The sequence below is a fragment of the Stenotrophomonas sp. YJH_SMC_43 genome (genome assembly GCF_059372535.1).
In genome coordinates, this window is record NZ_JCAFVQ010000003.1 from 662627 (window position 1) to 677484 (window position 14858).

Sequence of the window (14858 nt, forward strand, 5' to 3'; positions counted from 1 at the left end):
TCGTGGTTGAATGACCGCTGGATCCGAGCCCGCGCCCTGAGCATGTCCGAGCCGAACCCACCGCGCCGTCCCCTGGCCACCTTCCTGCGCACCGCGCCGGAAGGTGAGCCCGCGCCTGCGACCGATGCGCGCATGCAGGATGAAGCCGGGCACACAGCGCCTGTGGAGCAGATTCCCGTCGAGCCCATCGACCTGGCAGGCCCACCGGCGACAGAAAGGCGACACGACGATGACGTTGTCATCGTTGATGAAGCAGCGGCCATCGAACCGGCGCCGCTCGCGGTGCAAGCAGCAGCGGCCGCCAGTGATGCCCCCAGCTTCCTGGGCAGCACGCGCGCACGCACGCTGCCAGCACCCCGCTGGCACTGGCTGCTGGTCGCCGGGCTGGCATTGCTGCTGGTACTGCAGAGCGTGCTGGCCGACCGCGCGCGGTTGGCCGCCGACGCCGGCAACCGCGCGTGGCTGGGCACGCTGTGCGGCGTCCTGCACTGCAGCCTGCCGGCCTGGCACGAACCCACGGCGTTCACCATGACCAGCCGCGAGATCCGGCCGCTGCCCGGGCAGGCCGGTGTGCTGCAGGTGCAGGCCAGCATCCGCAACGACGCACGTTGGGCACAAGCGTGGCCAGACCTGCGCCTGTCACTGTCCGATGCCGATGGCCGGGTGATCGGCAGCGGCGTGTTCACGCCCGCGCAGTACCTGGGTGAGAACCCCGGCGCAGCCCTGCTGGAACCGGGCCAGAGCGCACGCGTCGCGTTCCGGGTACAGGAGCCCGCCGCCTCCACCGTCGCATTCACCTTCGACTTCCTCTGACCGGGAGAGGCGACCAGCCGTGGCAGGCCGGGCACGCTCGCGCTAGACTGGCCGCCACCACCTCGTCCGGCCGCGCGCTCCGCGCGCACGGGCCAACCGAATCGGGAACCCCCTTGAACGCTGTCCTTTCTCGTCCTGACAACAGTCGTGGCGCTCCCCGGCCACCGCTGCGTGAACACGTCGCCCAGTCCGTGCGCCGCTACCTGCGTGACCTTGATGGCTGCGATGCGGACGATGTCTACGAGATCGTGCTGCGCGAGATGGAGATCCCGCTGTTCGTGGAAGTGCTCAACCACTGCGAAGGCAACCAGAGCCGCGCCGCGGCGATGCTGGGCATCCACCGTGCCACCCTGCGCAAGAAGCTGAAGGAATACGGCATCAGCGCCTGAGCGCACCGATGTGTAGAGTCGAGCCATGCTCGACTGCTCCTGCGCCGGGCGACACGTGAAAGGCAGTCGAGCATGGCTCGACGCTACAGAAGCGCGTCAATGCCGTTCCAGCAGAGCCATGCCATGCGTGGGTGGACGCCCGGCGGAATCAGCCACCCCCGCCCGCCTTCCAGTAATACCGCACCACGTGGAAGAACACCGGCGCGGCGAAGCACACCGAATCCAGCCGGTCGAGCATGCCACCATGGCCCTCGATCATGTGGCCCCAGTCCTTGATGCCACGATCACGCTTGATCGCCGACATCACCAGGCCGCCCCAGAACCCCATCAGGTTGATCAGCAGCGACAGGCCGAACGCCTGCAGCGGCGTGAACGGGGTGATCCACCACAGCGCCGCACCCAGCGCGCTGGCACTCAGCACGCCGCCCACGAAGCCCTCCACCGTCTTCGACGGCGACAGCTTCGGCGCGATCAGGTGCTTGCCCAGCAGCTTGCCCCAGATGTACTGCAGCACGTCCGAGGACTGCACCACGATCACCAGGAAGGCGAACAGCAACACGTTGCGCGACGGATCATGGCCGGGCACGTGCAGGTTCAGCAGCAGCGGCACATGCGAGATGCAGAACACGCAGATCATCAGCCCCCACTGGACCTTCGCGGTCCGCTCCAGGTAGTGCGTGGTATCACCACCGATGGTCGACAGGATCGGCAGGAACAGGAACGCATAGACCGGAATCAGCAGCGTGTACATGCCGTACCAGTCGATCCACACCAGGTAGTACTGCCACGGCAGGACGATGTAGAACGCGGCCAGCAGCGCGTAGTAGTCGCCCGAGCGGGTCGGCGCCAGGGTGATGAACTCGCGCAACGCGAACAGCGAGATGATCGCGAACAGCACGATCACCCCGGCACGTCCGAAGAACAGCGCCAGCCCGACCACGATCGCCATCACCCACCAGGCGCGGATGCGTGACACCAGGTTGGCGATGACTGCACTGGGCAGGCCGCGCTGGCGCCAGCGCAGGGTCTCGGCCACCAGCGTGGCCAGCACCAGCACCGCGCCGACACCAGCAAACAGCAGGCCGGTCTGCTGGCCCACACTCTGCGTTGCCAGATCGCCAGATACATCCAACACGAAACTCATGCACGACCTCCATTCGGCGCCAGGTCCAGCAGCGCCTGCCGGCTGCGGGCCAGGAAGGCGGCCTTGTCCTCGTCGGCCTGCAGTCGCAGCGGCGTGCCGAAGGTAGCCGTGCACAACAAGGGCAGCGGCAGGAAGCGGCCCTTGGGCATCACCCGCTTCAGGTTGTCGATCCACACCGGCACGAACTCCAGTTCCGGCCGCTGCCGCGCCAGATGGTAGATGCCGCTCTTGAACGGCAGCAGCGGCTCGTCGCCGACATTGCGCGTGCCTTCCGGGAACAGGATCAGCGAGCAGTCTTCGTCCACCGCGTCACGCAGGGCCTGCAGCGGATCCTGCTGGCGATGACCGGCCTCGCGCTCGACCAGCACGCCGTTGAACACCGCATCGATCAGGTAGCGACGCAGCCCATCGCGCTGCCAGTACTCGGCAGCAGCAACCGGGCGCACCTGCCGCCGCAATGCCGGTGGCATCGACGACCAGATCAGCACGAAGTCACCATGGCTGGCATGGTTGCCGTAATACACGCGTCGCTCGCTGGACGGCGCGCAACCGATCCACAGCGCGCGGGCGCCAGTCACCACATGGATCGCACCACTGCAGGCGCGGGCAATCAGTTCGGCGAACATTGGTCCCTCCCGTTCACGTCTGCGGCCACAACACGGCCAGCACCAGCAGTGCGAACTGCACCGCGGTCAGCAGGTACTGGCGCAACAGCAGGCGGCGCATGCCGGCCCAGCGCGCGTCCCAGCCGCGCAGGGGCGCATCGGGCGACGCGCGGCGCAGGCCGCTGTCCTGCAGCACCTGATCGGTGCGGCGCGCGGCGGCATCGCCGTCCAGGCCCTCATCGCGCAGCAGCTGCAGCAGGCTGGCGTCCAGCGCCACCCGCCACGCGTGGTACGTCTGAGCCACCCCCGCAAACATGCTGGCCAGCAGCAACCCTGCAGCGATCATCGCCAGGCCCGGCTCGGTGCCGAGCAGCAGCAATGCCACCAGCAGCAGCCCCAGCGACAGGCCTGCCGGCCAACGCCCCTGCCGCAACAGCAGCTGCATGGTCGCCAGATCGGGAACCGTACTCATGTGTGCGTTCCTGCCGCGTTGGTGATGGCACGCAGATGGGCCGTACCCAGCACGATGCCAGGACGCGCAGAACGCACGATCGCTACCGCCGCATCGGCATCAGCCGCGCGACCACTGCGCAGCAGCCAGGTCGCCACGCTGGCGGCACTGCGCGAATAGCCCAGTGCACAGCACACCAGCAACGGTCCCTGCGCACGCAGGCGCTCGATGGCCTCGGCTGCCTCGCGCAGCTGCTCCGGTTCTGGCACCACCAGGTCCAGCATCGGCACGCTGGCATACCCGGCGCCCGGCGCGCGGCAGGACAGCTCGGCACAGGCATCGACCACGCCCACCAAGGGTGCCGGCAACGCCGCGCAGGGAATCCGCCCCAACCACACGCCGTCCAGCACCGGCACCGGCTGCGGCGCACGCCGCGTCCACAGCCGCGAGTTGATCCAGGCGGCGCCCACGTACGGCGCCAGCAGCCAGCGCGCCGCCATGGTCAGGCGACCATCAGCGCGCTTCTGGAACACCGCCGTACCCAACCCGGCATACGCCAGCGCCACCAGCAGCAACGACACCACCGGCCACAGCAGCCACAACGCCACGCCGCGCAGCATCACCGCCGGCGCCAGCAGCAGCATCGCCCCCAGCAGGTACAGCACTGCCAATCGCCAACGTTTGGCATCACCCGCAGTACGCCAGGCGCGCAGCGGCGGCGTGCCCTGCTCCGGCCACAGCCATACGCACAGCCAGCCGGCCAGCAGCCCGGTCGGGATGTCGATGAAATGGTGCTGGAACGTGGTCAGCACCGAGACACCGATCAGCAGTGCCCACACATGCAGCACCCAACGCCACACGCCGTGCAGGTACTGCGCGAACTTCACCCACAGCACGATCAGCAGCACGATGTGCAGCGATGGCGCCTGGTTGAACGGCTTGTCGAAGCCCAGCAGCACATCGAACAGCCAACCGAACACGCCGCCGATCTCCGGCCGCTCGAAACTGAAGCGCAGCGGCCACAGCAGGAAGCAAGTGACCGCGATCAGCTGTGCACTGAACAGCCGCAGCGCATGCCGGTCCAGTTCCAGACGTTGCCGGCACAGGAAGAAGGAGACCGCGTAGAACAGGTCGATCGACCAGTACGGCACGATCGTCCACGGCACGAAGGGAATGCGCGTCTCCCAGGCGAACGCCATCACCGGCAGTTCGGGATGGCGACCAGCCATCCAGTTGGCGAAGCCGTAGCTGGCGAAGAAGAACGGACCCAGCAGAGCCAGCCACAGCAGGGCGCGCCGCCAGGGGCGCCCTTCCGCGGCCAGTGGGGTTGCGGCCAGCGTCGCCATCACGCGGTCCGGCGCGCCAGCGACACGGTGAAGATGCCGAAGTCATCGATGCGCTGCGCCACCTTCTCGAACCCGGCCAGGCGCACCAGCTCATCCATCTCCTGCTGGGTACGGCGGCGCATCACCCACGCGGCGCCACCACGATGGCTGGTCAGTGCGCGCGCGATGAACTCCAGCTGCGGGTGCCAGGGCTGGCCGGTGTAGGCCAGGTAACCGCCCACCGGCACGGTTGCGGCAATGCCCTGCAGCGAGCGCAGCACCGCATCGTTGTCGGGGAACAGTTCGTACAGGCCCGATACCACCGCCAGCGTCGGCGCTGGATCGACCTTGGCCAGCTGTGCCGGATCGAACGCATCGCCCTGCTCGAAGTGGGCGATGTCGGCTGCACCGAGGCGCTCGATCAAGGCCTGGCCCTGGGTCACGTTCAGATCGCTGAAATCACGCAGCACGATGCGGTCGGCGCGCTGTTCGCCCTGGCCCAGCGCTTCCAGCACATAGCGGCCATGGCCGGCGGCCACGTCCAGCACGCGCACCGGCGTGCCCTGCCCGCGCAGTCGCTGCGCAGCATCGCGCAGCAGTTCCTGCAGGTGCTGGCCGCGCACACGGATGCCGCGCCAGCCGATTGCATCCAGATAGTTGCGGTCGACCATGCGGCCCAGCGGGCCCTTGCCACGCGCTTGGTCGCGATAGATGTAGTCCAGCGTGCTGCCGGAATCGAAACCGGTCTGCAGGCCCAGCGCGATGCCTTCGGACAACGTGCCACCGAAACGCAGGCCGCCACGCACCACGCGCCAGCGCAGGTCGGCCAGGCTGTTGCGTTCCAGTGGCCAGGCCAGGATCTCCGATTCCTCGAAGGTCGGACCATGCCGGTGTGCGTCACGACGCGACAACTCGCGCAGGGGTTCGGCGAAGCGCGTCTGGATGAAACTGCGGATGCGCGCCAGTGCCGGCGCGCGATCACGTTCGCCCAGCGTGTCGTGGAAGAAGCCCGGCAGGTGCACGCGCTCCTTGATCGGGCTGGACAGGCGCTCGTAGAAGCGGTCCTGCGGGCCACGATGCACGACGAAGTCCGAGCCGGACACCAACAGCTGCACCGGCACGCTGATCGCCTGCGCATCGGCGACGATGCGGTCGGCCGCTTCGTACAGGCCCAGCAGCACGCGCACCGAGATCGGGCGGGTGATCAGCGGATCGGTACGATAGCTTTCCACCCGTGCCGGGTCGTGGGTCAGCCACTGCGGCTTGACGTAGCTGTTGACGAAGAAATTGCCGCGCAGCTTCTGCATCAGCGCCAACCCAGCGCGTGCGAACGGCACGTACAGCTTCACCTTGAAGGCGGGCGAAGCCATCACCAGCGCACGCAGGCGCGGCGCGTAATCGTGCACCCAGGTCGCGGCGACCACCGCCCCCACGCTCTGCGCGATCACCACGATGTCTTCCACCGCGATACCGTGCTCGGCGCCGATGTGGGCAATGAAGCTGTCCAGGTCACGCACCAGCGCCGGGAAGCCCGGTGCATCGCCACGTGCGCCCGGCGAACGGCCATTGCCGCGCGCATCCCAGGCGAAGAAGGCGGTGTCGGGCAGGTCCAGCTCATCGACCAGGTGGGTGACCCGGCCGGAGTGCTCGTGGCCGCGGTGCAGCAGCACGATGGCCCTGGTGGCCGGGGTTGCGGTGGTGCCCGCCCAGTACCGGTAGAACAGCGGTACCTGGTCGAAGCTGTGGAATTCCCGTTCCTGCGCCTGACGCATGCAATCTCCTGATTGTCTTTTTGTATCTGCTTGATTAATTCGGCGAAACCGCCGCTTCCCGCAGTCCGCGACGGACGCGGTTGATCATCGTCAGCACGCACAACACTGCCATGGCTGCAGCCACGCCGCTGACCGTCAGTGCACCGCCCCAGCCGAAGGCCAGCAGCAAGCCCAGCGCACCGATCACGAAGGCGCGGTCGCTCTTGCCCATCGGGCCGTCATAGCGGCGGCTGGCACCGACCATCAGCCCCAGCACGCCGGCGTACTCGCTCAGCGCCGCCGTCCAGGCCAGCAGCCACAGCGCCTCCGGGCGCACGCCGGGTACGCTGAGCAGGCTCAGGTACAGCGCCGCATCGGCGATCACATCGCACAATTCGTTCAGATAGGCGCCCAGCCGCGATTGCTGGCCGAATTCGCGCGCCAGCATGCCGTCCACCGCGTTGAGCGCCATGCGCAGCAGCATCCACAACGGCAGCAGCAGATACAGCAGAGGCTGGGCAGGCGCGCAGCACCACACGGCCGCGGCCACCAGCAGCGAGACCACGGCAGCGGCCACGGTCACCGTATTGGCAGTGATCCCCATGCGGAACAGACCGCGTACGGCTGGACGCAACAGGTCCTGGAAACGTCCCTTCAATGCATAGATCGACATGATCCGTACCCGCTGATCCTTGGCAGTGCGGGCACAGCCTACCCCATCGTTGGCAGATTCCGACAACCCGGCTCTGGTCCGCAGCCCAGACTCCGGATCGGGCCGGATCGGTGTGCCCGACCCGGCCTTACGCCGATTGCCACGGCAAATTACCCCTTCCAGCGCCCGCCACGGGCCCCCACCGCCTACAATATCGGCCCCGCTCCGCTGCCGATTCTGTCCCATGACTGCTGATCTGTTGCCCGTCCGCCGGGCCCTCCTCTCCGTTTCCGACAAGACCGGTCTGGTCGAGCTGGCCACTGCGCTGGCGGCACGCGGCGTGGAGCTGCTGTCCACCGGCGGCACCGCCAAGGCGATCCGCGATGCGGGCCTGGCCGTGAAGGACGTGGCCGAGGTCACCGGTTTCCCGGAAATGATGGACGGCCGCGTCAAGACCCTGCACCCGATGGTGCACGGTGGCCTGCTGGGCCGTTCGGGCCTGGATGATGCGGTGATGGCCGAGCATGGCATCGGTGCCATCGACCTGCTGGTGCTGAACCTGTACCCGTTCGAGTCGGTCACCGCCAAGGCCGACTGCACCCTGGCCGACGCGGTCGAGAACATCGACATCGGCGGCCCGGCCATGCTGCGCTCGGCGGCCAAGAACTTCGCCCGCGTGGCGGTGGCCACCGATCCGTCGCAGTACGCCGAACTGCTGGCCTCGCTGGCGGCCAACGACGGCCAGCTGTCGGCCGCCACCCGCTTCGCGTTCTCGGTGGCCGCGTTCAACCGCGTCGCCCAGTACGACGCGGCGATCAGCAACTACCTGTCGGCGGTCACCGCCACCGACGCCGCCGTGCCGGCCCGTGCCGAGTACCCGGCGCAGATGAACTCCACCTTCGTGAAGGTGATGGACCTGCGCTACGGCGAGAACCCGCACCAGAGCGGCGCGTTCTACCGCGACCTGTACCCGGTGCCGGGCACCCTGGCCACGTTCCAGCAGCTGCAGGGCAAGGAACTGAGCTACAACAACCTGGCCGATGCCGATGCGGCGTGGGAGTGCGTGCGCCAGTTCGACGCGCCGGCCTGCGTCATCGTCAAGCACGCCAACCCGTGCGGCGTGGCCGTCGGTGCCGGCAACGGCGATGCCTACGAGCTGGCCTACGCCACCGACCCGACCAGCGCCTTCGGCGGCATCATCGCCTTCAACAAGCCGCTGGACGCTGCCACCGCCAAGGTCATCCTGGACCGCCAGTTCGTCGAAGTGCTGATCGCCCCGGATTACGAGCCGGCCGCGCTGGAATACGCGCAGAAGAAGGCCAACGTGCGCGTGCTGCGCATCCCGCATGGTGATGGCCTGAACAACTTCGACAGCAAGCGCGTCGGCTCGGGCCTGTTGCTGCAGTCCTCGGACAACCGCGGCATGACCCGCGATGAGCTGAAGGTGGTCAGCAAGCTGGCGCCGACCGACAAGCAGTTCACCGACCTGCTGTTTGCCTGGAAGGTGGCCAAGTTCGTGAAGTCCAACGCGATCGTCTATGCGAAGGACAACCGCACCATCGGTGTCGGCGCCGGCCAGATGAGCCGCGTGTACTCGGCGCGCATCGCCGGCATCAAGGCCGCCGATGCAAACCTGGTGGTCGAGGGCTCGGTGATGGCCTCCGATGCGTTCTTCCCGTTCCGCGACGGCATCGATGCCGCTGCTGCCGCCGGCATCAAGGCGGTCATCCAGCCGGGCGGTTCGATGCGCGATGCCGAAGTGATCGCCGCCGCCGACGAACACGGCCTGGCCATGGTGTTCACCGGTGTTCGCCACTTCCGCCACTGATACTGGAGCGACACGGATGTCCGCAGTCTCACTGAAACCGCTGGCCTTGCTCGCCCTCGCGGGCGCGGCCGCGCTGGCCGGCTGCAAGCCTGCGGCCGCCCCGGTGCCTGCGTCGTCGCCGCAGGCCGCCACGTCGGCCCCCGCCGAGCCGACGGCGCACGTGAGCCGCACCGCACGACTGCAGGCCTTCCTGGTCCAGCGCTACGGCAAGAACGCCAGGCTCTCCGGTGAATGGCACGGCAGCTGGAACGACGACGGCGAAACCCGCCCGATGGACTGGCACGTCTGCGCCGAGCAACCGGTGGTGAGCGGTGACAGCTGGCAGCAGTTGCTGGCGGTCTGCGGTGCTTTGTCCGAAGGCGCGCACATCGACGCAGGCATGATCGACTTCTTCGTGCTGCGTCCGAAGGGCGAGGGCTTCGACGTGACCAGTGAACTGACTGGCGAACGCTTTGGCAGCGGCGGCCAGCCCGGCACCGCCAGCATCATCCGCGCAGGCAGCGACTTCTATGGTTTCCGCGTCGAGGACGGCTGGTTCGGGCAGGGCTTCTCGCTGCTCTCGCAGTCGCTGATCCTGCCAGGCCCGAACGGCCTGGTGTCCAGTGGCAGCGTGCGCAGCCATATCGACAATGACGCCCAGTACGAGTGCGACAACCTGGGCGCCAGCAGCGACCCGGAGACTGTCGAGGACTGCCGTACCCGTCGCTTCAGCATCGATTTCGCCCTGCGTTTCGACGACAGCGATCGCAGCGCGCGCATCTGGCCGCTGCTGATCGAGGAAACCGGCACCACCTGCGGTGGCAAGCAGGTCCGGCAGGAACACCGCTTTACCCTGGACCCGAAGACCTGGGCCTATTCCTTCCCCGAATCACTGCGACGCGAAGGCTGCGAGTGAGCCACGCGCGCCGCCGGGGATATCGATCTTCCCTTCCCACGCAATCTGGAATCTCGTGATGAACGTACTTGTCATCGGCTCTGGCGGCCGCGAACACGCCCTGGCATGGAAGCTGGCCCAGTCCTCCCGTGTCACCGAAGTGATCGTGGCGCCCGGCAACGCCGGCACCGCCAGCGAAGACAAGTGCCGCAACGTGGCGGTGAAAGTGACCGACATCGACGGCCTGCTGGCGCTGGCCCAGGCCGAAGGCGTGGCGCTGACCGTGGTCGGCCCGGAAGTACCGCTGGTGGCCGGCGTGGTCGACCGCTTCCGCGCCGCCGGCCTGCGCATCTTCGGGCCGACTGCCGCCGCCGCGCAGCTGGAAGGCAGCAAGGCCTACGCCAAGGACTTCCTGGCCCGCCACAACATCCCCACCGCGTTCTATGCCGTGCACACCGAGGTGGATGCCGCCCTGGCCTACATCCGCGAGAAGGGCGCGCCGATCGTGGTCAAGGCCGATGGCCTGGCCGCCGGCAAGGGCGTGATCGTGGCGATGACCCTGGCCGAAGCCGAAGATGCCGTGCGTGACATGCTGTCGGGCAACGCGTTCGGCGATGCCGGTGCGCGCGTGGTGATCGAAGAGTTCCTCGATGGTGAGGAAGCCAGCTTCATTTCGATGGTGGACGGCGTGCATGCGCTGCCGATGGCCACCTCGCAGGACCACAAGCGCGTCGGCGACGGCGACACCGGCCCGAACACCGGTGGCATGGGCGCCTACTCGCCCGCGCCGGTAGTGACGCCGGAGGTGCATGCACGCGTGATGCGCGAGGTGGTGAACCCGACCGTGCAGGGCATGATCGCCGACGGTATCCCGTTCACCGGTTTCCTCTACGCGGGCCTGATGATCGACGCCAGCGGCGCGCCGAAGGTGATCGAATTCAACGTGCGCTTCGGCGACCCGGAAACCCAGCCGGTGATGTTGCGCCTGCAGTCGGATCTGGTCGAACTGGTGGAAGCCGCCATCGATGGCCGCCTGGACCAGGTGCAGGCGCAGTGGGACGCACGCCCGTCGCTGGGCGTGGTGCTGGCCGCGAAGCCCTACCCGGAAGCGCCGATCACCGGTGACGTGATTTCCGGCCTGGACGACGTGCCGGCCAGTGCCAAGGTGTTCCATGCGGGGACTGCATTGGACGCGCAGGGCCAGGTGGTCAGCGCCGGCGGCCGCGTGCTGTGCGTGGCGGCGCTGGGTGACAGCGTGCGCGACGCGCAGGCCAATGCCTATGCCGGCGTGGCCAAGGTGACCTGGGCCAACGAATTCCACCGCAACGACATTGGTTGGCGCGCGATCGCACGCGAGGGGTGAGGCTCCCCCGCTCCCATGCATGGCGCGGATTGAATACCACGGTAAAGCAAAGGCCCGGCATTGCCGGGCCTTTGCTTTACAGGACTGCTTCGAGACCCTTCCGATCAATCAGGTTAAGCAACTTCAGTGACGGTCCGCTGGGTTTCTTTTCGCCCTGCTCCCAGCTGCGTACGGTGGAAACGCTGGTATTGAGAACCCCCGCAAAGACCGGCTGACTGAGCTGCAGTGACGTACGCAGGGCACGGATCTGGGCACTGCTGTACTCAGGGACCGGCTCAAGGCAAAGTGCTTCGTAGCTGCTCAACCGACGTTTATCGATGAAGCCATGCGCGTGCAGACTCACAGCAGCATCATGCACCGCTTCAAGAAGCGCACTTTTCGCGCGCCGTCGCTCAGGGGTCTTCGTCATGGCCGATCTCCTGTAGATCCCCGTACTCCACGGCGCGATTCAGCTGCGCCGTACTCATTCTCAGGAACTCCGATGCGTACAACTGCAGCGCATCCCGTTCCGCATTCGTGATCGCAGCACGTTCATTCTTCTCGTAGCCGAAAAGGAAGAACCAATGCCCGCCTCGCTGTGTGGCGACGATGATTCGAACGCTCCCACGCTTTCCTCGCCCCGGCAACGGAACGCGCTTCTTGAAGATTCCGCCGCCAAGATCAGCATCCACCAGACCCGCTTCCATTTCACGTACCGACCGGTACAGCGCAGCGTCGGACAGGGTGGTCCTACGCATACTGCGATTGAAACTTCGTGTGCGGAAGACGCGTGGCATGATCATACCGTGCCACTGCGTGGTACGGCGTGAACATCAGCATCCAGCACATGACCCGGTCGGCACAATCACCGCTCTGGCGTCAGAGTAGAGCCACGCCATGCGTGGCTAAGCCCCACAAACGAAAAAGGCCCGGCAGTGCCGGGCCTTTTCATTGCTTCAACGCCATCCCGCCTTACGCGGTGAACAGCGCCTTCATCTTCTTCAGCGCGTTCGCCTCGACCTGGCGGATGCGCTCAGCCGACACGCCGTACTCGTCGGCCAGTTCCTGCAGCGTCACCTTGCTGTCGGCATCCAGCCAGCGGCGGCGGATGATGTCGCGCGAACGCGCATCCAGCTCGGCCAGGCCTTCGCGCAGCAGCTGCATCTGGTTGTCTTCGCTGTCGGCACGTTCGTAGGCCATCGACGGATCTTCGTCGTTGGCAACCAGGAACGCGGCCGGCGACGGCGGCGCGTGTTCGTTGTCTTCGTCGGTCGGCGCATCGAAACCGATATCGCGACCGGACAGGCGCGATTCCATTTCCATGACCTCGCGCTCGGACACGTTCAGGTCCTTGGCGACGGCGCTGACTTCCGCCGCGTTCATCCAGCCCAGGCGCGTCTTCGACTTGCGCAGGTTGAAGAACAGCTTGCGCTGCGCCTTGGTGGTGGCGACCTTCACGATGCGCCAGTTCTTCAGGATGAACTCGTGCATCTCGGCACGGATCCAGTGCACGGCGAAGGAGACCAGGCGCACGCCCATATCCGGGTCGAAGCGCTTGACCGCCTTCATCAGGCCGATGTTGCCTTCCTGGATCAGGTCGCCCAGTGCAAGGCCGTAGCCGTTGTAGCCGCGGGCTACGTGCACCACGAAGCGCAGGTGCGAATGCACCAGCTCGCGGGCGGCGTCCAGATCGTTGCCGTCGCGGAAGCGACGGGCCAGGTCCTGTTCGTCATCGACCGACAGCACCGGGATCTGGTGCACGGCACCGATGTAGGCGTCCAGCGAACCGAGCGCACTGGGAATCGGGAGATTGTTTGCCACAAGGGCAGTAGAGGTGTTCTGGCTCATAGGCACCCATCTTAGCAGTCCGGGATTTGGACTGCTAAAGGAGGAAAAAGTTCCAGCATCCTATTGATGCAACACTGGTCCCAAACAGAGCCCTACCGTAGCGCGATTTGATGACAGTGGCGAGCGCGCTTTTCGGGATTCACAATCCCTTGGAATTCAAGCAATTACCTGCCGGAAACCGGCCGATTCCGGTCAAGGTTAGCTGAACAGGCCGTCCCCGGACGCCCATTCAGGGCCGGAAACGTTGCCCGGCGTTCAGCCCCGGACCGGCACCGCCGCTCAGAGCGCCGAACGGGGCGGCAGCGACCAGTCGATCGGAGCCTGGCCGCGGCGCTGCAGGTACTCGTTGGCCATCGAGAAATGGCGGCACCCCAGGAATCCACGGTGGGCCGATAACGGCGACGGGTGCGGCGACTTCAGCACGCGATGGCGACGGGTATCGATGACCTTGCCCTTCTTCTGCGCGTACGCGCCCCAGAGCATGAACACCAGACCGTCGCGTTCGCGGTTGAGCACATCCACCACGTGGTCGGTGAAGCCTTCCCAGCCTCGCCCCTGGTGGGCACCGGCCTGGCCCTCTTCCACCGTCAACACGGCGTTGAGCAACAGCACGCCGCGCTGCGCCCACGGAATCAGGCAGCCGTGGTCCGGACGCGGGATACCCAGATCGCTCTCGATCTCCTTGTAGATGTTCAGCAGCGACGGCGGCACCGGTACGCCCGGCTGCACCGAGAAGCTCAGGCCATGGGCCTGGCCTCGGCCGTGGTACGGGTCCTGACCGAGGATGACCACCTTTACCTGCTCGAACGGCGTGGCGTCGAACGCAGCAAAGATCTGCGGGCCAGGCGGGAACACTGCCGCACCAGCGGCCTTGCGCTGGCGCAGGAAGCTGGAAAGCTCGCGCATCTGCGGCTGCAGCAGGTAATCGCCGACATGCTGCTTCCAACTCGGTTCCAGCTGGATCGTCGGGGTGCCGGCTACTTCATCCATCATCGAATGAGGGGTCCATCGTTCAATCGGGCCAGCCGCAGCTGGAACAGTACCTTGGTGACCAGCAGCCGTTCTTCGATCGGCTTGAGCACCAGGTCGTTGGCGCCGGACTGCAGCAGCCCGGTCTGGTTGTGCGGATTGCCATCGCCGGTCATCACCAGCACCGGCAGGCGGCGCTTGCCGTAACCGAAGTCCACGCGCACGCGCTGCACCACGTCGCGGCCGCTCAGCTCGCCCTTCAGGGTGACATCGGTCAGCACCAGGTCGATACGGTGGCGGCTGCGGCCCAGCGACTCGGCGGTAAGCAGGGTGAACGCCTCTTCGGCGCTGACCACGTGCAGCACGTTCAACTGCTGGCGTTCCAGCATGCGCTTGGTGGCCTCGGCCACCACGCGGCTGTCCTCGATATAGAGGATGGTGGCGCCGGGAATGGTCTGCGGCTGCACATAGCCACGGACGAAGGTGGCCAGTGCCTCGTGGCCCAGCGCCTTGTCGAAATAGTCGGTGACGTACTCGGTGAAGCGGCGCTGCTCCAGATGCTGCTGGGCATCGCCGGAGACCACGATCACCGGCACGTAGGCCTGGCCAGCGGCTTCGCGCACCATCCGCGCCAGTGCCAGGCCGTCACCATCACGCAGGGTCAGCGAGGTGGTCACCAGATCCACCGGGCCCTGCGCCAGCGCCAGCTGCGCCTCCTCGATGCTGTCGCAGCCGATCACCTCCACGCCCGGCAGGTCACGCTGCAGGACGTCGGCGATCAGCTTGCGGACCAGCTTCGACCCGTCGACCACCATCACCCGCGTCGCGGGCCCTTCAAGGTGCTTCAGCGCTTGCGGTTGCATGCCG

16 protein-coding genes are annotated in these 14858 nt (G+C 66.8%); 5 read left to right on the forward strand and 11 right to left on the reverse strand.

Features of this window, described 5'->3' with window-relative positions; genetic code table 11:
* The first annotated feature begins 42 nt into the window (after nt 1-42).
* Together AC5QAH_RS15215 and fis are read left to right on the forward strand one after the other, a co-directional pair.
* The gene (locus AC5QAH_RS15215; RefSeq protein ID WP_019338964.1) at nt 43-813 is read left to right on the forward strand and encodes a DUF3426 domain-containing protein; all 771 of its coding nucleotides are present in this window, start codon (nt 43-45) and stop codon (nt 811-813) included.
* Nucleotides 814-926: 113 nt separating this feature from the next.
* Nucleotides 927-1202 (forward strand): DNA-binding transcriptional regulator Fis, encoded by a 276-nt coding sequence (gene fis, locus AC5QAH_RS15220; protein ID WP_005419706.1) that lies wholly within the window; start codon nt 927-929, stop codon nt 1200-1202.
* Between the two features lie 148 nt (nt 1203-1350).
* Here the strand turns inward: fis and AC5QAH_RS15225 are convergent, their stop codons facing one another.
* From AC5QAH_RS15225 to AC5QAH_RS15250, 6 genes are read right to left on the reverse strand one after another with little or no spacing between them, the layout of a single operon-like run.
* On the reverse strand, nt 1351-2346 hold the full coding sequence (locus AC5QAH_RS15225; RefSeq protein ID WP_495232441.1) for a phosphatidate cytidylyltransferase: 996 nt from the start codon (nt 2344-2346) through the stop codon (nt 1351-1353).
* On the reverse strand, nt 2343-2972 hold the full coding sequence (locus tag AC5QAH_RS15230; protein ID WP_005411260.1) for a lysophospholipid acyltransferase family protein: 630 nt from the start codon (nt 2970-2972) through the stop codon (nt 2343-2345). Before AC5QAH_RS15230 ends, AC5QAH_RS15225 begins: the two co-directional genes overlap by 4 nt.
* Before the next feature lie 13 nt (nt 2973-2985).
* Nucleotides 2986-3423: a hypothetical protein gene (locus AC5QAH_RS15235; protein ID WP_043397407.1), complete on the reverse strand. Its 438-nt coding sequence runs from the start codon at nt 3421-3423 to the stop codon at nt 2986-2988.
* Nucleotides 3420-4724, reverse strand: a complete 1305-nt coding sequence (locus AC5QAH_RS15240; protein WP_177178896.1) for a phosphatase PAP2/dual specificity phosphatase family protein — start codon at nt 4722-4724, stop codon at nt 3420-3422. Before AC5QAH_RS15240 ends, AC5QAH_RS15235 begins: the two co-directional genes overlap by 4 nt.
* A gap of 23 nt (nt 4725-4747) precedes the next feature.
* Nucleotides 4748-6499 (reverse strand): class I SAM-dependent methyltransferase family protein, encoded by a 1752-nt coding sequence (locus AC5QAH_RS15245; protein WP_262102371.1) that lies wholly within the window; start codon nt 6497-6499, stop codon nt 4748-4750.
* 34 nt (nt 6500-6533) lie between these two features.
* Entirely contained in the window at nt 6534-7151 is a 618-nt protein-coding gene (locus AC5QAH_RS15250; protein WP_010481057.1) for a CDP-alcohol phosphatidyltransferase family protein, read from the reverse strand.
* 223 nt (nt 7152-7374) lie between these two features.
* Between AC5QAH_RS15250 and purH the strand changes: the two genes are divergently transcribed.
* Genes purH through purD form a run of 3 tightly spaced genes read left to right on the forward strand, consistent with a single transcriptional unit; the run spans nt 7375 to nt 11195 of the window.
* A complete protein-coding gene (purH, locus tag AC5QAH_RS15255) occupies nt 7375-8958 on the forward strand; it encodes a bifunctional phosphoribosylaminoimidazolecarboxamide formyltransferase/IMP cyclohydrolase (RefSeq protein ID WP_262102370.1) in 1584 nt (527 codons plus the stop codon).
* Between the two features lie 16 nt (nt 8959-8974).
* A complete protein-coding gene (locus AC5QAH_RS15260; RefSeq protein ID WP_053443596.1) occupies nt 8975-9853 on the forward strand; it encodes a hypothetical protein in 879 nt (292 codons plus the stop codon).
* A 58-nt stretch (nt 9854-9911) separates the two neighbouring features.
* Nucleotides 9912-11195, forward strand: coding sequence for a phosphoribosylamine--glycine ligase (purD, locus tag AC5QAH_RS15265; RefSeq protein ID WP_010481051.1), 1284 nt, complete (start codon nt 9912-9914; stop codon nt 11193-11195).
* A gap of 76 nt (nt 11196-11271) precedes the next feature.
* On the opposite strand, the gene AC5QAH_RS15270 is transcribed toward purD, so the two are convergent.
* From AC5QAH_RS15270 to AC5QAH_RS15290, 5 genes are all read right to left on the reverse strand, one after another.
* Nucleotides 11272-11604, reverse strand: a complete 333-nt coding sequence (locus AC5QAH_RS15270; RefSeq protein WP_019338970.1) for a helix-turn-helix domain-containing protein — start codon at nt 11602-11604, stop codon at nt 11272-11274.
* Nucleotides 11588-11971, reverse strand: a complete 384-nt coding sequence (locus tag AC5QAH_RS15275; protein ID WP_043397589.1) for a type II toxin-antitoxin system RelE/ParE family toxin — start codon at nt 11969-11971, stop codon at nt 11588-11590. Before AC5QAH_RS15275 ends, AC5QAH_RS15270 begins: the two co-directional genes overlap by 17 nt.
* A 175-nt stretch (nt 11972-12146) precedes the next feature.
* Nucleotides 12147-13022, reverse strand: a complete 876-nt coding sequence (gene rpoH, locus AC5QAH_RS15280; protein WP_006473441.1) for an RNA polymerase sigma factor RpoH — start codon at nt 13020-13022, stop codon at nt 12147-12149.
* Nucleotides 13023-13301: 279 nt separating this feature from the next.
* Nucleotides 13302-14015 carry a uracil-DNA glycosylase gene (gene ung / locus AC5QAH_RS15285; protein ID WP_054172625.1) on the reverse strand — a complete coding sequence of 238 codons (714 nt, stop codon included), beginning with the start codon at nt 14013-14015 and terminating at the stop codon, nt 13302-13304.
* Nucleotides 14012-14854 carry a response regulator gene (locus AC5QAH_RS15290; protein ID WP_049480669.1) on the reverse strand — a complete coding sequence of 281 codons (843 nt, stop codon included), beginning with the start codon at nt 14852-14854 and terminating at the stop codon, nt 14012-14014. Before AC5QAH_RS15290 ends, ung begins: the two co-directional genes overlap by 4 nt.
* Between the last annotated feature and the right edge of the window lie 4 nt (nt 14855-14858).

Bases quoted from the DNA above. Each gene is read 5' to 3' on its own strand.
- AC5QAH_RS15215 (WP_019338964.1), top strand. From the start codon at position 43: ATGTCCGAGCCGAACCCACCGCGCCGTCCCCTGGCCACCTTCCTGCGC.
- AC5QAH_RS15225 (WP_495232441.1), bottom strand. From the start codon at position 2,346: ATGAGTTTCGTGTTGGATGTATCTGGCGATCTGGCAACGCAGAGTGTG.
- AC5QAH_RS15230 (WP_005411260.1), bottom strand. From the start codon at position 2,972: ATGTTCGCCGAACTGATTGCCCGCGCCTGCAGTGGTGCGATCCATGTG.
- AC5QAH_RS15235 (WP_043397407.1), bottom strand. From the start codon at position 3,423: ATGAGTACGGTTCCCGATCTGGCGACCATGCAGCTGCTGTTGCGGCAG.
- AC5QAH_RS15245 (WP_262102371.1), bottom strand. From the start codon at position 6,499: ATGCGTCAGGCGCAGGAACGGGAATTCCACAGCTTCGACCAGGTACCG.
- AC5QAH_RS15250 (WP_010481057.1), bottom strand. From the start codon at position 7,151: ATGTCGATCTATGCATTGAAGGGACGTTTCCAGGACCTGTTGCGTCCA.
- purH (WP_262102370.1), top strand. From the start codon at position 7,375: ATGACTGCTGATCTGTTGCCCGTCCGCCGGGCCCTCCTCTCCGTTTCC.
- AC5QAH_RS15260 (WP_053443596.1), top strand. From the start codon at position 8,975: ATGTCCGCAGTCTCACTGAAACCGCTGGCCTTGCTCGCCCTCGCGGGC.
- purD (WP_010481051.1), top strand. From the start codon at position 9,912: ATGAACGTACTTGTCATCGGCTCTGGCGGCCGCGAACACGCCCTGGCA.
- AC5QAH_RS15270 (WP_019338970.1), bottom strand. From the start codon at position 11,604: ATGACGAAGACCCCTGAGCGACGGCGCGCGAAAAGTGCGCTTCTTGAA.
- AC5QAH_RS15275 (WP_043397589.1), bottom strand. From the start codon at position 11,971: ATGCCACGCGTCTTCCGCACACGAAGTTTCAATCGCAGTATGCGTAGG.
- rpoH (WP_006473441.1), bottom strand. From the start codon at position 13,022: ATGAGCCAGAACACCTCTACTGCCCTTGTGGCAAACAATCTCCCGATT.
- ung (WP_054172625.1), bottom strand. From the start codon at position 14,015: ATGATGGATGAAGTAGCCGGCACCCCGACGATCCAGCTGGAACCGAGT.
- AC5QAH_RS15290 (WP_049480669.1), bottom strand. From the start codon at position 14,854: ATGCAACCGCAAGCGCTGAAGCACCTTGAAGGGCCCGCGACGCGGGTG.